General features: G+C 41.4%; 14 protein-coding genes and 2 tRNA genes. 7 read left to right on the top strand and 9 right to left on the bottom strand.

Translation table 11 applies throughout. The features are described from left to right. Nucleotides 1-328 precede the first annotated feature (328 nt). The 4 genes from GQA99_RS05290 to dnaQ all read right to left on the bottom strand — a co-directional run bounded on the left by GQA99_RS05290 (nt 329) and on the right by dnaQ (nt 3,052). Nucleotides 329-405, bottom strand: a tRNA-Asp gene (locus tag GQA99_RS05290). Between the two features lie 86 nt (nt 406-491). Continuing rightward, nucleotides 492-568: transfer RNA gene (locus tag GQA99_RS05295), tRNA-Asp, on the bottom strand. A gap of 407 nt (nt 569-975) precedes the next feature. Further along, nucleotides 976-2,253 carry a TIGR03503 family protein gene (locus GQA99_RS05300; RefSeq protein ID WP_229785845.1) on the bottom strand — a complete coding sequence of 426 codons (1,278 nt, stop codon included), beginning with the start codon at nt 2,251-2,253 and terminating at the stop codon, nt 976-978. Between the two features lie 70 nt (nt 2,254-2,323). Beyond that, nucleotides 2,324-3,052: a DNA polymerase III subunit epsilon gene (gene dnaQ / locus GQA99_RS05305; RefSeq protein WP_160052856.1), complete on the bottom strand. Its 729-nt coding sequence runs from the start codon at nt 3,050-3,052 to the stop codon at nt 2,324-2,326. Between the two features lie 77 nt (nt 3,053-3,129). Here dnaQ and rnhA point away from each other — a divergent pair, with 77 nt between their 5' ends. Then, nucleotides 3,130-3,603 (top strand): ribonuclease HI, encoded by a 474-nt coding sequence (gene rnhA / locus GQA99_RS05310; protein ID WP_160052857.1) that lies wholly within the window; start codon nt 3,130-3,132, stop codon nt 3,601-3,603. 37 nt (nt 3,604-3,640) lie between these two features. Here the strand turns inward: rnhA and GQA99_RS05315 are convergent, their stop codons facing one another. Further along, a complete protein-coding gene (locus GQA99_RS05315; RefSeq protein WP_160052858.1) occupies nt 3,641-4,375 on the bottom strand; it encodes a methyltransferase domain-containing protein in 735 nt (244 codons plus the stop codon). Nucleotides 4,376-4,486: 111 nt separating this feature from the next. Between GQA99_RS05315 and gloB the strand changes: the two genes are divergently transcribed. Then, nucleotides 4,487-5,266 (top strand): hydroxyacylglutathione hydrolase, encoded by a 780-nt coding sequence (gene gloB, locus GQA99_RS05320; RefSeq protein WP_160052859.1) that lies wholly within the window; start codon nt 4,487-4,489, stop codon nt 5,264-5,266. A 149-nt stretch (nt 5,267-5,415) separates the two neighbouring features. Further along, the gene (locus GQA99_RS05325; protein ID WP_160052860.1) at nt 5,416-6,969 is read left to right on the top strand and encodes a lytic transglycosylase; all 1,554 of its coding nucleotides are present in this window, start codon (nt 5,416-5,418) and stop codon (nt 6,967-6,969) included. A 114-nt stretch (nt 6,970-7,083) separates the two neighbouring features. Here GQA99_RS05325 and GQA99_RS05330 read toward each other — a convergent pair whose 3' ends face one another. Together GQA99_RS05330 and GQA99_RS05335 are read right to left on the bottom strand one after the other, a co-directional pair. After that, nucleotides 7,084-8,928 carry an AsmA family protein gene (locus tag GQA99_RS05330; RefSeq protein ID WP_160052861.1) on the bottom strand — a complete coding sequence of 615 codons (1,845 nt, stop codon included), beginning with the start codon at nt 8,926-8,928 and terminating at the stop codon, nt 7,084-7,086. Between the two features lie 25 nt (nt 8,929-8,953). Next, nucleotides 8,954-9,448, bottom strand: a complete 495-nt coding sequence (locus GQA99_RS05335; RefSeq protein ID WP_160052862.1) for a putative 4-hydroxy-4-methyl-2-oxoglutarate aldolase — start codon at nt 9,446-9,448, stop codon at nt 8,954-8,956. Between the two features lie 172 nt (nt 9,449-9,620). On the opposite strand from GQA99_RS05335, the gene GQA99_RS05340 reads away from it, so the two are divergent. After that, nucleotides 9,621-9,935 (top strand): hypothetical protein, encoded by a 315-nt coding sequence (locus tag GQA99_RS05340; RefSeq protein ID WP_160052863.1) that lies wholly within the window; start codon nt 9,621-9,623, stop codon nt 9,933-9,935. 102 nt (nt 9,936-10,037) lie between these two features. On the opposite strand, the gene GQA99_RS05345 is transcribed toward GQA99_RS05340, so the two are convergent. Further along, nucleotides 10,038-11,684 (bottom strand): methyl-accepting chemotaxis protein, encoded by a 1,647-nt coding sequence (locus tag GQA99_RS05345; RefSeq protein ID WP_160052864.1) that lies wholly within the window; start codon nt 11,682-11,684, stop codon nt 10,038-10,040. A 527-nt stretch (nt 11,685-12,211) separates the two neighbouring features. Continuing rightward, the gene (locus tag GQA99_RS05350; protein WP_160052865.1) at nt 12,212-13,156 is read right to left on the bottom strand and encodes a LysR family transcriptional regulator; all 945 of its coding nucleotides are present in this window, start codon (nt 13,154-13,156) and stop codon (nt 12,212-12,214) included. A 173-nt stretch (nt 13,157-13,329) separates the two neighbouring features. Between GQA99_RS05350 and GQA99_RS05355 the strand changes: the two genes are divergently transcribed. The 3 genes from GQA99_RS05355 to GQA99_RS05365 are packed head-to-tail and all read left to right on the top strand — an operon-like array spanning nt 13,330 to nt 16,459. Continuing rightward, nucleotides 13,330-14,550, top strand: a complete 1,221-nt coding sequence (locus tag GQA99_RS05355) for an acyl-CoA dehydrogenase family protein (protein WP_160052866.1) — start codon at nt 13,330-13,332, stop codon at nt 14,548-14,550. A gap of 11 nt (nt 14,551-14,561) precedes the next feature. Continuing rightward, nucleotides 14,562-15,395 (top strand): SDR family oxidoreductase, encoded by an 834-nt coding sequence (locus GQA99_RS05360; RefSeq protein ID WP_160052867.1) that lies wholly within the window; start codon nt 14,562-14,564, stop codon nt 15,393-15,395. Then, nucleotides 15,392-16,459 (top strand): phosphotransferase family protein, encoded by a 1,068-nt coding sequence (locus GQA99_RS05365; protein WP_160052868.1) that lies wholly within the window; start codon nt 15,392-15,394, stop codon nt 16,457-16,459. Before GQA99_RS05360 ends, GQA99_RS05365 begins: the two co-directional genes overlap by 4 nt.

Here is a 16,459-nt window from a genome sequence, read left to right on the forward strand (position 1 = left end):
GCTTTTTTGTACTGATAAGCAACACATAATCTAAAATAAGCCCTTACATTGCTGTAAGGGCTTATTTAGTGCGGCGGACGCTGACCTTGAGTGAGTGAACTCGCGATACGCGGCGTGACAGGCTTTATCTAGAATCTTATATTTTCAAGTGCTTGGATGCTTTGGCAATAGAAATACTAAGCAAATAGATTAGGGCTTACCTATTTGGCACAGCGAATGCTGACCTTGAATAAGTGAACCCGCGACCAGTGCCGTGGTCGAATTTTGAAGATGTTGAAAATTAAAAATAATAAAAAAGCCCTTACATTACTGTAAGGGCTTATCTATTTGGCGGAGCGGACGGGACTCGAACCCGCGACCCCCGGCGTGACAGGCCGGTATTCTAACCAACTGAACTACCGCTCCAAAACGGTTTGCTTACACTTAATAAAATTAAACTTGAAAAAAATCGCATAAATATTAATTTTATTAAATGTAAACAGTCACTTGAATGGCGGAGCGGACGGGACTCGAACCCGCGACCCCCGGCGTGACAGGCCGGTATTCTAACCAACTGAACTACCGCTCCACACAAGTGCGTTGAATAATAAAGTTGTGATAATTAATCGTCAACTATTTTTTAACGGTTTTAACTCGATTAGCTAAAAAATGCACAATAATTGTATTTAATACCATTGTGCGTTAGTAAATGATCTCTCAGCGAGAATTTAAAAGGGCTTAAACAAGGCGTATGACTGAATGAATAGTTGTTCTCTTTCGAAGTCATGCAACGCAGTGTAAGCCCTTTTAAAACTCGCCTGAAAGGAAAGCCCCAGCCGCTTTTGCACTGCGTTCTCGCTATTTGAAAGGGAACAACCATAACTATATAGCGACGTCTTAATCAAAAACCGCTGGGCGCATTCTGAGTGGTGACTTATTAATGCACAATGGTATAAGGACCACTTTAAAGTATTAATCGACGGTAAAAACAATCAATTAGCTTTTATCATCTGGCATTGTTAAATCAATATCGTCGAGATCTAAACTTTCAAGTTCATTGTCTGGTTGTTTTTCTTCTTTTGGTGGATTTTGCTTTAAACGCTCTTCTGCCGCAGCCATGGCTTTCGCTAACGCTTGCCTTTTACGCCACACAATAAAACCGATAATACCGAGTAAGCATAAAACACCATTAACAGTGATTATCCAAAATATCGCATCATCTTTAGCGCGTTGCTCTTCAATTGCTGCTTGCACAGCCGCTTTTTCGGCGAGCTCTTCTGCTGTGGGCCCTGGCTTTGGTGGCTCAATTAAATTAAAAAACATCTCCGGCAAATTCAAAACAATTTCACGTCCACCCACAGCAGTTGACACTACGGTCCCCTTCACTCGATAACTGCCAAACTCAGTCACTTTGGGTAAATATAAAATTTGATCTGCACTGGAAAGTTCTTGCAAGGTTATGGGCACTTGCAGACCTGCCGGGCCGACCAGTTCAAATTCAAAATGGGTTTCGTCAAGCAAGACTTGAGTTTCATCTACCGATAACTGGATTTGCCAAATACCTTTTAATGGGTCGTTGTTGGGCACCATTTCCGCTTTTATGGGCTGTTTAGACAACTCAAACGGCATCACATACTCGCGTTCAAACACATTATTGCGAGCTGTCACATTTAAAATATAATGCCCACTGGGTTGTTCTAAGTTTTGAGCCCCGGTAAAGACACCATCATCTGGGGCTTCGTCTAAATCTTCGCCGTTATCTTTGTAGGCGCCAACAATAATGGTACCCGTCGCAAAATTGTCATCACCGGCTATGTGCTGACTGGTAAAGCGCGAGGTCCACTCCACCATGTATTCTAACCCTGGCATTCTCATGGTTAAGTTGTCGCCCAAAAGGCGTGCAGTAACCTTAAGGCGTTCACCTTGAAACAGCGGTTGGGGTAAAGGTTGTACTTCAATGTCGAGTTTAGAGACTTTTTGAATGGTTGAACCTTCAGTGACTTGCCCGAGTAACTGCCATGGACCGGCCATCGGCTTTTCAATTTGAATCATGTCAGCGGCAATACCATCAACCCATTTTACCGATTGTGGATGGCGTGTTGAATACCATTTACTGCCATCAGGTAGCACTACAACGACAGGCGCTGAACCATAATCTCGCTGGATAACCAAGGTTAAGTGATCGACCATATAATCAATGCGAAATCGATTCTTAAGCTCTGCAGCTTGTGATGCTTTAACCGGTGCGGCCAATACCACAGATTGCCATGCCATGATTGGGCATAGTAATAATAAACAAGCAAAGGTCGTGCGGCGTGAAAGGCTAGCAGTCATAAAGGTGGGTTTACCCTCTCCAGAGACATTTTCCGGACTTGGCTACGAGGTCAAGTCGTTGTTCATGTAATACTATTTCATCGGCCGATGCCCCGACGACTTTAAGATTAAACGCTGAAGTGTCGATTTTTTTTATGCCTCCACCTTCTTGACCTGCTTTTTCATTAGACAAATTAAACTTAATTTGTCCGCCAGTCATAATTAGATAAACATCAGCCAGGATTTCAGCATCGAGTAAAGCGCCGTGGTAGGTTCGACGGCCATTATCAATACCATAACGACGACATAAAGCATCCAGGTTATTCTTTTGCCCTGGGTGTAATCGTTTGGCGATGGCTAAACTGTCTAAAATACTGCATATGTCTTTGGTTTTAGGGCCAACTGGATTGAGTTTTGAAAACTCATGATCCATAAAGCTCACGTCAAAGTTTGCGTTGTGTGCAACAATCTCTGCACCGTCAATAAAATCGATAAACTCTTGCGCTATTTGATGAAACCGCGGCTCATTTGCCACGCGTTCATTCGTTATACCATGAACCTCAATAGCCTCAGGATCAATTGCTTGACCAGGATTAATGTATTGATGGTAAGTCCTCCCCGTTAAACGGCGGTTGATCACTTCGACACAACCAATTTCAATGATCCTATGACCAATAAAAACTGGGCCTCCCGCTTGGTTCATACCTGTGGTTTCGGTATCGAGAATAACTTGACGACTTGCACTTGAAATAATGTTCATATTTTTTACTCTTTTAGCCCTCGCCCCCAGAGAAATTGAGTATACTGGCGCGAATATTTTGCTATGGTAACAACTTGATGGCCGAACTCAAACAGCTGTATATTTTTACTGATGGATCATGTTTAGGCAACCCGGGTCCTGGTGGCTATGGCGTCGTGATGAAATACCAACATCAAACGCATGAACTGGCCGATGGCTTTGCTCTCACCACTAATAATCGCATGGAATTGCTCGCCCCCATCATCGCACTGGAAGCATTATTCGAACCTTGTAATATTATCTTAACCAGCGACAGCCAATACATGCGTCAAGGTATCACTTCTTGGATCCATGGCTGGAAAAAGAAAGGATGGATAACCTCGACTAAGCAACCGGTAAAGAATGTTGATTTATGGAAACGCTTAGATGCGGTTAGCCAAAAACACAAGGTTGATTGGCGTTGGGTTAAAGGTCATGCCGGGCATATTGAAAATGAACGCTGCGATACCTTAGCCAGAAATGCTGCTGAAGCAAAACCTAAACAAGTTGATGGCGGTTATCAAGCGGAATAAAGTAAGCATTAGCACTGACTGGTTAGCCACATATCAGTTAATTGTTTTTTGACAAGCCAGTACGCCCTGCGCTCGGCGCCGTTGACCATGTTGGTGCATTGATTTTAGATTTATCTTTTATGGGTGTTAATGGCACCGTGAGTTTACGAGCCACAATGACGTAAACACTGCCTGTACTTGGCAACCAATTGGCTAAACTTTTTTGCCACCAAGGCTGATGCTCAGCTTGACGCCCAACGGGCCCCAATAATGAATGATGCATTAAACGCTCGTCTGCCAGCACTTGATACCCAAGTAAGCCCAACCAATCTTTTACCCGTGACGGCATAAAAAACTGTCCATTCCAGGGCAGTTTACCTTGGTATTTAGGTAAGATTTTACCCGCAAAAACTGGGCTAACGGGATTAAAACCAACAATAAACACATAGCCACTACTAATAAGAACGCGGTCAAACTCGCGTAAAATTTGATAGGGATTTTGTTCAAATTCTAATAAAAAACAGCTAACCACGGCATCAATCGTATGCTGTTGTACGGGTAAATAGTGCGGTTCGGCTTGTATATTAGCACCATGACCATCAAATAATGAAAAGTGACGAGCAATAGAACATTGTAAACTGTTGATTTGGCTACTAAGTGCACCCACCTTTAATAAGTGATAACCAAAAATACGCGGCCACCAAGGCGCAAGGGCGGCTTCAATCTCAGCTTGCAATATGTCACCAAACGGTAAGTCATGCCAATGTTGTGGTACTAACGTTGAGTTTGCCACGCCTCACTCCTCAATCCCTATAACCTTACCGACTTTCACTGCGTTACACTTGATGTGATTCGGTTTTATCCGTTACCCTAACAGATAATTCAATATCACTCGAGCCAGATTATGCTTAACGTTCATACTATTCCCGCATTTAATGACAACTACCTTTGGTTAGTGCATCAAACTGACAGCTTTGACGCTTATGTTGTCGATCCAGGTTGTGCAACCAGCGTTATCGATTATTTAGCCACTACTGAGCTAAATTTGGTGGGTATTTTAATCACGCATCACCATAATGATCACACTGGCGGCATTAAACAACTGCAGCAACATTTTGCTGGAAAGCTTGATGTTTACGGCCCAAGCAATGAAGGCATCGTAGGGCTTACAAAACCGCTCAACATAGACATAACCTCGACCATTGAACTCCCTCACCTAGGCCAAACCCAAGTGATGGCGGTACCTGGGCATACTTTAGGTCATATCGCGTATTATATTGATAACAAGCTATTTTGCGGTGACACATTATTCAGTGGTGGTTGCGGTCGATTATTTGAAGGTACACCAACTCAAATGCTGCAATCGTTGAACATGCTGGCCAATTTACCCGACAACACACAGGTTTTTTGTGCTCACGAGTATACTCGTGCCAATCTCGATTTTGCTCAACACGTCACCCCCAACAACCCAAAATTGAATGAATACGCAATAAAAGTCGATCAATTGCGTTCACAAAACAAACCGACTATCCCTAGCACAATCGCAATAGAAAAAGCCATAAACCCCTTCTTACGTTGTCATATAAATGAGACTCAAGTCGCAATTTCAAACCATTACAACATTACTAATATTGATGAAATACAAACATTTACTTTATTAAGAGAGTGGAAGAATCACTTTTAGATGAACATGAAAACACTTTAATAAGACAAGCCAAATGATTTAATCTACAATGCCAAACTGAACTAAAGCATGACCAAAAGAGTCTCATAGGCATTTGGTGTGTTCGATCCTTATTTTAAGGCCTGAGAACTTGAGGAAGTGTATCTTCAATGAAAACATATTTATTCATTATTGCCGGCAGCATATTGGCGGTAACGGGGTGCCAGACGCTCCAGCCTACTGAGCCGCAATCAGACAATGACCCACAAAGTGTTGCCATTAAAGCTAAAAGCAAAAAATCTGCAACTGTCACCCTCGATGAAATAGAAGAGCAAGTTGCCGAAGTCAATAACTTATGGTTGCGGATAAGCAATCAAATGCAGCTACCAGTAGCCGACAATGCGCTGGTTGCGCAATATCGACAGTGGTATTTGGACAATCCAAAGCATCTAGAAATTGTGACACAACGTGCCAGTCCTTTCTTATACTATATTGTTGAACAACTTGAAGCACGCAACCTTCCCATTGAACTGGCTTTACTGCCTATCGTTGAAAGTGGATTTGATCCTTTAGCCTATTCAAGTAGCCACGCTTCAGGCTTATGGCAATTAACACCACCCACCGCGCAGTCATTTGGGGTTAAAACCAACTGGTGGTACGACGGCCGTCAAGATGTCGCATCATCAACGAAAGCGGCGCTGGATTTATTGCAATACTTGTATCCTAAAATGGATAACAACTGGCTATATACCATTGCTGCGTACAACTCAGGTGAAGGCCGTTTATTAAGTGCCATTAAGCGTAATCAAAACCGCAGTAAACCTGCCGATTTTTGGTCGTTATCATTACCAAAAGAAACCGCGCATTATGTGCCGCAATTACTTGCGTTAGCGGATGTAATTAAACATGCCGATAAATACGGTATTACCTTAACTCCTATTGAGAATTCACCACAGATTGAAGTGGTGAATATTGAAAGTCAGCTCGACATTAACTTAGCCGCAGACTTAGCTAAAGTCGATATTGTCGATTTAAAAGCAATAAACCCTGGTTTAAAACGATGGGCGACGGCCCCGCAGGGTCCGCATCAGTTAGTTGTACCAAGCGACAAAGCCGCTACCTTTAAACGCGCATTAGCAACCGTTGAACCTGACTCACGGATTAACTGGGTACGCTACAAAATTAAAGCAGGCGACAGCATTAGCCGCATTGCAGATCAATTTGAAACGACTGCTACATTAATTCGCAGCAGTAATGGTATTAAAGGTAACAACATTATTGCCGGTAAATTTCTTATTATCCCAGTTGCCGCAAAAGATCCTGATTTAGCGACCATGACAGCCGATCAAGTACTGGCACGTAAAGCGGTGATCAAATCTAGTCCAAATAAACAGGCTTACACTATTAAGTCTGGCGATTCATTATGGAAAATTGCCCAATCGCAACAAGTGTCAGTGGCACAGCTAATGAAGTGGAATAATCTTAAACAACAGTCAACGCTAACGGTGGGAAAAAATCTGGTTATTTACCCTAATGAAGTCGCCGCCAACAATACAGGTAAAGAGAAAACGGTTAACTATCGTGTTAAATCGGGTGATTCATTGGCTCGTATTGCAACACAGTATAATGTTACCGTTGCAGAGTTAATTGAATGGAATGGCTTACAAAACAGTAAATTGATCCAACCTGGGCAAATTTTGAAATTGATTGTCACTAATAGCTAATTGCTATGACACAATAAAAAACGGACAAGTGATGACTTGTCCGTTTTTGTTTATCGCAATTATTGTATTCACGTTTTATCACTGCAACTCATTATCTCGTGTTGAGTGACTGGGTTAAATACCCAGCTTTTTAAACAAACCCTCTTTGAGTTTTTCTTTGGCTTTATCTGCTTCATCTTTGAATTGGCCTTCCAATAACGCTTTTGTATCAATACCAAATTTAGGCTTTTGGAACGTTCCTTTAATGGTTAAGGGTATATCAACCCCTTTGAGTGACTCATCTACCGCATCACCTTGTCCCGAGAGCGAACCGACAACACTGGTGGTTAATGTGTAATCTAACGCTTCAGAGGCAATATTCGCAGTCCCCTTTCCTTTTAAGCGGATCAAGGGAGCAGCCATCGCTAAATCGGGATTGGTCACTACTGCATCTTTCATGGTGAAGCTACCGGTTAAACTGGTAAAGTCGGTTTTTAGCTCTTCTTTACTGTCTGCAGATAAATCACCTTTCAGCTTTTGTTGAGCACTGCGGATCATTTGCGGAATGTTAACGCCATATAATGAACCGTCAGATACATCAAATTTACCCGCAGCATCAAGATTCTTTTTCAGGTTATCAGGGATCAAACTTGCGCCACTGCCTTTAACTTCAAGGCTTGCTTGACCTGACAGTAAATCAATCTCGGCAGCATCCATTAATAATGGTCTAATGTTTACCCCTGTCAGCTTTTTATCAAATTGATAAGTAGGTACTGATTTGCGTCCATCGAGTTTGGCGCTTAACGCGAGCTTACCTTCATATAGATCTGCTGTTAATGACGACAGCGTCAACACACCTTTATTCACGGCCATAGTTAACTGCCAGTTTTGAGTTAGCATATTACTGACTTTAATCGACTTCGCCGTCATTTTAACACTTAAATCAATGGTGTTTAGTGCCGTTAAATCCGGCTCAGTACTTGGCACAGTTTCTGTGTTATTAGTGCTATTTTCTACTGGGGCTTCCTGTTTAGGAAAAAGTGCATCAACATCAATATCACCCACATCTAAAGTCATTGCAATCTTAGGAATACTGTTTGCGTAATTGACTTTTATGTCACCGGTTGCGGCAATATCCATCGCTGAAAGTTTAGTGAGCTGTAACTCAATGGTTTTTGCATCTAACGCCATGACTATTTGGGTTGTCATTTCAGCACTCACCGACTTATTTGGTAAACTGTCGCCTTGCGCAGAATGGCTCATGGTAAAATCTTTAATCGTAATATGCGTTAACGCTTGGTCAACCTTAAGCTGGCCTTGACCCGAAGATGCTACAGACATGTCTGGTAAAGTCGCAGAAAACTCATAAGCAAAATCAGCAAATTGCCCTAAGCTGAATTGCCCTAATGTAAAGCTTTTTAAGCTGAACGTTTGAGTGGTATTGCTCGCCATATCAATTAAGTTGATATTGGTATTGGTGAGTTCAATTCCGCCGATATCTAATGTTTGTAACGCTATTGCTTGTGCGTCACTATTTTGGTTTGTTGCGGGTATTTCTGCAGCGGCATTTGCCTCACCACTTGCTCCCTCTGCAGATAAACCATCGAAGCTGGTTTTGCCATTTTTTTGAGTAACTAAATTTAACGTTAAGCCATCGAGTGTTAATAAATCCACTTCAATTTTCTGACTCAATAAAGGCATTAGCGCCACATTGGCCACGGCTTCGTTTACATCTAACATGGATGCTGGGGTAAAGTTTTCTGGATTAGAAAGTGAAATACCGCCCAGTTTAATTCCTAATGAAGGAAACACACTCCAACTAAGATCATCTGTTATCACTAAATCACGACCGGTTTGTTTTTTCACAGCGTCGACAATTTGCGGCTTAAAATGATTGAGGTCGAAAAACATTGTTAAGTAGACGGTAATGCCTACAACGAGTGTTAGCACAATTGCTAATAACCACTTTACTACTTTCATTGTTGCTTCCTTGTCTGTTGTTTTTCTATTGTAAAATAGACAAATCTAACGATTGCTGACTCACGGCAATACCATTAAGGTCGGCATAAATCATCATGCCAGGTACAACGCTTACGCCCGCAATATCAATAGTGACATTGACTTCGCCAACATCTTTTTTGTCTGTTTTAATCGGAGTGGTACCTAACGCCTGTACACCAATTTGCATCGCTCCGATTGCGCCTGCATCTCTTACGCACCCATTAATAATGATGCCTTCCCAGCCGTTGTTATACGCATTTAGGGCTATCATGTCGCCCAGCAATGCACGCCGAGTTGAACCACCACCATCGACCACTAACACCTTGCCATGGCCAGGTTTTGCGAGTTCAGATTTAACCATTGAATTATCTTCAAAGCATTTAACCGTTACTACCTCACCAAAAAATATCGGCTTTGCACCAAAAGAGCGCCAAGGCGAAGACAGTAAAGTCAGTTTTTGGGGATAATGATCGAATAAATCAGGTAATAGATCTAACATGAGTCCTCCTTGAGAATCAAAATCTTAGGTTACTGATAATTATACTGTTCAACAAGTTTTGTTAATTATCGATAATCTAATGAATGCTTTTTACACAATTTAACAATGCGAAAGGTGACTTAATCATCAAATATGAATATAATCCTAAAAAATAGCGTAGACAATCATACTTATGAGCAACGATTTAAATTTACAACAAATGATGAATGCGTTTGATGAATTAGATTTTGAACAACGCACGACGTCAAATCTTGAAAATGCCCGTAATAAGCAACAAATGTCGGCATACATCAATTCGTTAGATTACAGCTTGCGCCGTTTAATGATTTTACAAGAATCTGTTAATGAGATTGTAGAACAAAAACAATCGGATCTGGTTAAACAAGAATATATCCAAACCTATAAAACCAAAATCATTAATTTATCTCGTCAATATAATATTTCATATCAAGACGTCATTAATATTATGGTACAGCTATCTCAATAATCATTAACCTGTTATTGAGATTATTTAAGTCGTCAAATTAACAACAATGACGACTTAAATCTAATGTAAAAACAGAGAAACCTCCTCAATTAGCAATCTTCTTTAGACTTTAAATTGCTCTATAAGAGTATCAAGGCGCTCTGATCCCCTTTCAATAGCCACACTGCTTTTATTGATCTGTTCATTTTGCGTTCTGTTGTCTAACGACATATCACTAATGCGGGTGATATTCATATTGAGTTCGGCAATCACTGCATGTTGCTCTTCAGTCGCGGTCGCAATTTGAATGTTCATTTGTGAAATCTGTCCAATGGATAATTTGATATTATTCAAGGCGCCCACCACTTGTTGGGTATCATTTACTGTCTCGGTTGATTTGGTTTTAGCGCGAGCTACAGAGGCATTGACAGTATTAATGGCGGTACGAATAGCATCAATAATTTGGTTAATTTCATTGGTGGACGCCTGGGTACGACTCGCCAAAGTGCGAACCTCATCAGCAACAACGGCAAAGCCTCGCCCTGCTTCACCTGCTCTGGCGGCCTCAATTGCAGCATTTAAAGCCAATAAATTAGTTTGATCAGCAATACCTACTATCACATCTAATATCTGACCAATTTTGCTAGAACTGACTTGCAGCCCTTTTGCCACTTCCTCTGTTGAGATAAGCTCATTTGATAATTCAGTAATTTTTTTCATTGCCTTATCGACGACATCCGCAGAGATATCAGCTTCACTGTCTGCTTCATGTGTGCTGTCAGCTGCCAACTTAGCATTTGATGCAACCTCTGCCGCCGTCATCGACATTTGGTTAATCGCCGTGGCGACGTTTTCTGTCTCAGCTTGTACATTAACCGATATTTGATTAGCCTTTTCGGCAACAATAGCCATGTCCTTTGCTAATCTGCCAGATTCGTTGACAGACTCTCCAACCGATTTAATGACTTTTTGAATTTTACTGGTAAATACGTTGAAATGATGGGCGATTTGCTTCAACTCATCATCGCCCTCTTCTGATAAACGTAATGTTAAATCTCCTTCACCTTTGGCGATGTTTTCAAATGCGCTAATGGTTTCTCGCATTGGCACTGAAACACTGCGAATGATAAAATACAACAGCGCAATAACAGGCAACCAAACCAACACAAGTAATAGTAAATAATCACTAATAAATTGTTGTTTATCCGTTTGAATATCATCAACATAAATCCCTGTACCGATAATCCATCCCCAGGGTCTAAAACGTTTAACAACTGACATTTTAGGACTGGGTTGTTCTTGCTGAGGTTTATTCCACATATAATCAACACGAACAGCATCCTGATTTTCTGTACCTTGTATCATCAATTCAAATAAAGCGACCCCGTTAGGATCTTTCATTCCTCTTACCGAGGTATTAACTAATTGTTTGGCAAATGCATGTTGGATCATGGTGCCTTGGGTATCAATACTAAAATAATATTCGTTGCCCGAATAACGGAGTTTATCGATAGCTGCTAAAGCCATCGCTTTAGCTGCAGCTTCTGTTAGCAGATTTGATTGGCTATCTTGGTAAAATTTATCCACAATGGTGACAGCTGCATCAACAAGTGCATGTAACTTGGCTTCTTTTTCCCCCACTAAAACAGACTCAACTCTATTTAATGAGAACCAAAACACAATCACAGTGGCAATAATGGCTAATGCCAACATGCCCATTAATCTATTGGCAATGGTTGTCTTACGGAACAACTGATTAAACGTATTCATACATGCACCATCTCTTTGTGATTTATAATTTTTTTTATTGATCTATCAACACAATTTTTTCTTTAACACGCATATTGTTTAAGCATTAATAACTGTTGTGCCTAAGTGTATATTTGTCAATCAAGGTGGTTAATTTTTATCGGATAATGTAGTGATAACTGAACGTTCACAACCCGATATTTTTAAGCTATTCGGTCTGGCATGAAAGCCTAAAATAATGAAGGGATTTGATAAGGTAGGTGACGGTTCAATACCCATGTAAAACGAGATGAGCTATTGATCGAAAATACTGACCTAGAGTCAAAGTTTCAACTGCATGAACTGCAACTTGGTTTTCACCTACAAGCTTAGCTTAACTAACACTAAAGCTATGTTTTTTTTATTAAAAAATCATTTCATCCATAACATCGGCCAACTTTTTACATTTCATTGAAAAATCGATGAACAAAAAGACAAAATTTAATAACATACGTTAACGATGTAAACACTAGGGTGTGTATTTTAACCTTCTCACTGCGAAATAAAGTTCATTGTTCATTTTCAATGCTGACTAAACTTGATCGTTCAACTGCGATTTCAATTTGTTGCCTAAGCCAAATAAGCGCATGGTCTGACTGAGTATTACTGTGCCAATATAAATGTGTATCGATGTCGGTTAATGCAAATGGTATCTGGATTACTGTTAAATTAGAGTCCGAAAACTGCAAAGCAATTGAACGTGGTAACGTTAGCATCAGTGCCGTGTTACTGACTATTTTGACTGCTGTTTGATAGGTTTGACAACGGTATTTAATATGTCGATTAATCCCCTGCTGTTGCAGCAATAAATCTTCCATCACTCTACCCGTCGGACGACTTGACACCGCAACATGTTGCGCCAGCAAATAATCTTCCTGGGTTAAAGTGCCGTTGTTGCAAAGATGATGTTGCGGATCAATGAGTACACAAAATGGATCCGACACTAATTGTATGTGCATTAAAGGAGCATTGACTGCTCGTGCAACATCAATGGCTAAATCAACCTCACCATTGGCAAGTTGTCGTGCGATGTGCTCTCTAGAGAGTGCAATACTGGCAATGTTAGCTTGCGGGATTAACTCAGCAACGTGATTAATGAGCGCCGGCATAATTTGGCTTTCTAATGCTTCATGAATAGCAATAGTGAATGTTTGCTCTGTTGTTAATGGGTCAAACTCGCCGCATTGTTGCAACACCTCTCTAATCCGGTTCAACGCATTAATCAATTGTGGCGCCATACGCTGGCAAGCTGCTGTAGGTTGCATTTGCTGGCCTTGACGTACAAATAACGGGTCATTTAATACTAAACGTAAGCGTTTTATGGCGTGACTGACCGCTGATGGTGTAACAAATAACGATTTCGCTGCCGTTGTCATATTCTGCTCAAAGTACAGCGCTTCAAAAATCTTCAGTAGATTTAAATCAAGTTGTTGAATTGCTTTTGTATCCGCCATATTAACCTCAAGAAGAAAAATCAATGTGCCACGCCAAAACTATGAGCACCATTCATCGCAAGCTAACATATTTTTTCATTTCATTCACATTGATTACTACGTTATGCTGACAACATATGTTTTACAGATCACATTATTAGTGGCTTTTACACTGAGAATACAAAGGTATAAAGATGAATATTTACGCTACAGAAAAATCACAACAATATTTAGCGAAAGTGAAATCGTTTATAAATGAGCAGATTTTACCTATAGAAGCAGAGTTACTCGCCGAAAACAGACGCATTAATCACAGTAGTGATTGGACTCAATGGCAGTTATTACCTCAAATAGAAGCACTAAAAGCACAAGCAAAAGCGGCTGGATTATGGAATTTGTTTTTACCCGACGCCACACTCGGCCAAGGTTTAACCTGTGTTGAATACGCACCATTAGCAGAAGAAATGGGGCGTTCTATTTTAGCTCCTGAAATTTTTAACTGTAACGCCCCCGACACTGGCAATATGGAGGTGCTCTATCATTTTGGGGATGAACAACAGCAAAAACAATGGCTCACGCCTCTACTTACTGGCGAAATTCGTTCTGTGTTTGCCATGACAGAACCTGATGTCGCCTCATCTGATGCCACAAATATGCAGGCAACCATCATTGAAGATGGCGACGATGTTATCGTTAATGGCCGAAAATGGTGGTCTACGGGATTAGGTCATCCTAACAGTAATGTCATGATATTTATGGGACTATCTCATCCCGATGCACCAAAGCATCAACGTCACAGTATGGTATTAGTGCCTATCAATACTCCCGGTGTCAGTATCACTCGAATGTTAACCGCTTATGGTGACTACGATGCACCTTATGGACACGGTGAAATGGAGCTCGTTAATGTCCGTGTACCTAAAAGAAATGTCATAATGGGACTCGGAAAAGGTTTTGAAATTGCACAAGGCCGCTTAGGCCCGGGGCGAATTCACCATTGTATGCGAGCTATCGGCGCCGCAGAACGTGCTTTAGCCTTAGCAATTGAACGCGGATTATCTCGCGTTGCTTTCGGCCAGCCCATTATAAAGCTTGGTGGAAATTTAGAGCGAATTGCTCAAGCCCGTATGAGCATTGAACAAGCACGATTATTGACCCTCAATGCCGCGTGGAAAATCGATAATCTGGGTGTAAAACACGCTATGACTGATATTTCTGCAATAAAAGTGGTCGTACCCAATATGTTAACCCAAGTGGTTGATATGGCGATTCAACTCTATGGCGGCGCGGGGATGAATCACGACTCGCCATTGGCCGGTTTTGCCACAATGGCGCGCAGTTTACGTTTAGCCGACGGCCCAGATGAAGTGCACATGGCCATGGTGTCACGCCTAGAATTAGCAAAATACAAATAACGGTGATGACAATGAAAACAAAACAACAACATGTGCTTATTACCGGCGCAGCATCAGGTTTAGGCAAAGCATTGGCGCTTAAATGGGCAAGTCAGCATGCTGAAGTGTGCGTTGCCGATATTAATCAGCACGCTGGCGAACAAGTCTGCCAGGAAATAAACGCGTTAGGTGGAAAAGCATTTTTTGTGCCTTGCGATATCACCAATACAGACAGCATTACTGCGCTGATGAAAAACGTGCAATCACGTTGGCAGCATATTGATTTATTGGTCAACAATGCCGGCGTAGCCACTGCAGATAAAATAGAAACAGAGCCAATGTTGCAATGGCGCTGGGTAATGGAAATCAATGTGTTTGGTATGGTAAATATGTGCCAGCAATTTGTGCCCTTTTTTAAGCAACAAGGTTATGGCAGCATACTCAATGTTGCCTCGCAAGCAGGCTTGACACCTATTCCGTTTATGTCGAGCTATAACGCCTCAAAAGCCGCTGTGGTGTCATTGTCAGAAACATTACGACTTGAACTTGCCGATGACAATATTAATGTCAGTGTGTTATGCCCAGGTTTTTTTAAAACTAATCTAGGCAGTAGCTTACGTACTCAATTGCCTACAATGGAAAAACTGTTAGGTAAACTTTTTGATAAGTCTCCCATCAATGCTGCTCAAGTAGCCGACATAGCCTATCAAGGTGAGACAAATAAACAGTTTATGTTATTAACGCACCAACAGGGCAAACGTTTATATTGGTTAAAACGTTTACTGCCGCTTAGCTGGTATTTTAAATTGGTATTAAAGCAAACGCTTAGATTAAGACAATTGTTAAAGGATGAGCACACTAAATGAATCAACAGTATTTAGATAAAGCGAAATCCGTTCGCACAGGTGAAGAACTCGACCCAAATGTTATCGGTCCTTGGTTAACACAACATATCGGCGGACTTGAAGGTAAGCTTAAAATAACCCAATACACCGGCGGTGCATCTAACTGGACGTATTGCCTAACGTTTGATAACTGTGAGCTCATTTTGCGCCGAGCCCCTATGGGAACCAAAGCCAAAGGCGCCCACGACATGGGCCGTGAATACCGCTTACAACAAGCGCTAAAACCTGTGTACCCTTATGTACCTGCCATGCTGGCACATTGCGAAGACGAAAGCGTATTGGGCACTGAATTTTATGTCATGGAAAAACTCAATGGCATCATTCCAAGACAAAATTTACCCAAAGGCTTACACCTTGATAAACAGCAGGCCAACACACTGTGTACTAATGTCATCGATTGTTTAATTGAATTGCATAAAGTGGATATTGACGCAGCGAACCTTAATCACCTTGGTAAGGGTGAAGGTTACACACAGCGCCAAATTGACGGTTGGAGCTTTCGCTACACCCAAGCTAAAACCTGGAATGTGCCCTCGGGCAAAAAAGTCATGGCTTGGCTGCAGCAACATAAACCATCGCAAGAAACGATTTGCTTAACCCACAATGACTTTCGCTTTGATAATGTGGTACTCGATCCAGATGACATCAGTAAAGTTAATGGCGTGCTCGATTGGGAATTGGCAACCCTAGGTAATCCATTAATGGATTTAGGCAATACTCTAGCCTACTGGGTTGAAACCGATGATGACTTTTTAGCCCAAATGACCCGGCGCCAACCCACACACCTTGATGGCATGTTGACTCGTAAACAAGTGGTCGAATATTACTGTGACAAAATGGACATCGCTATTAATGATTTTCGTTTTTATGAGGTGTTTGGTTTATTTCGTTTAGCAGGCATTGTGCAACAAATTTACTATCGCTATCACCACAAGCAAACGCGTAACCCAGCATTTAAACACTTCTGGATCTTTTCACATTACTTAATGTGGCGTTGTCATCGCGCAATGAAACAACAAGGATAA

The sequence above is a fragment of the Shewanella litoralis genome, assembly GCF_009828585.1.
GTDB lineage: Bacteria > Pseudomonadota > Gammaproteobacteria > Enterobacterales > Shewanellaceae > Shewanella > Shewanella litoralis.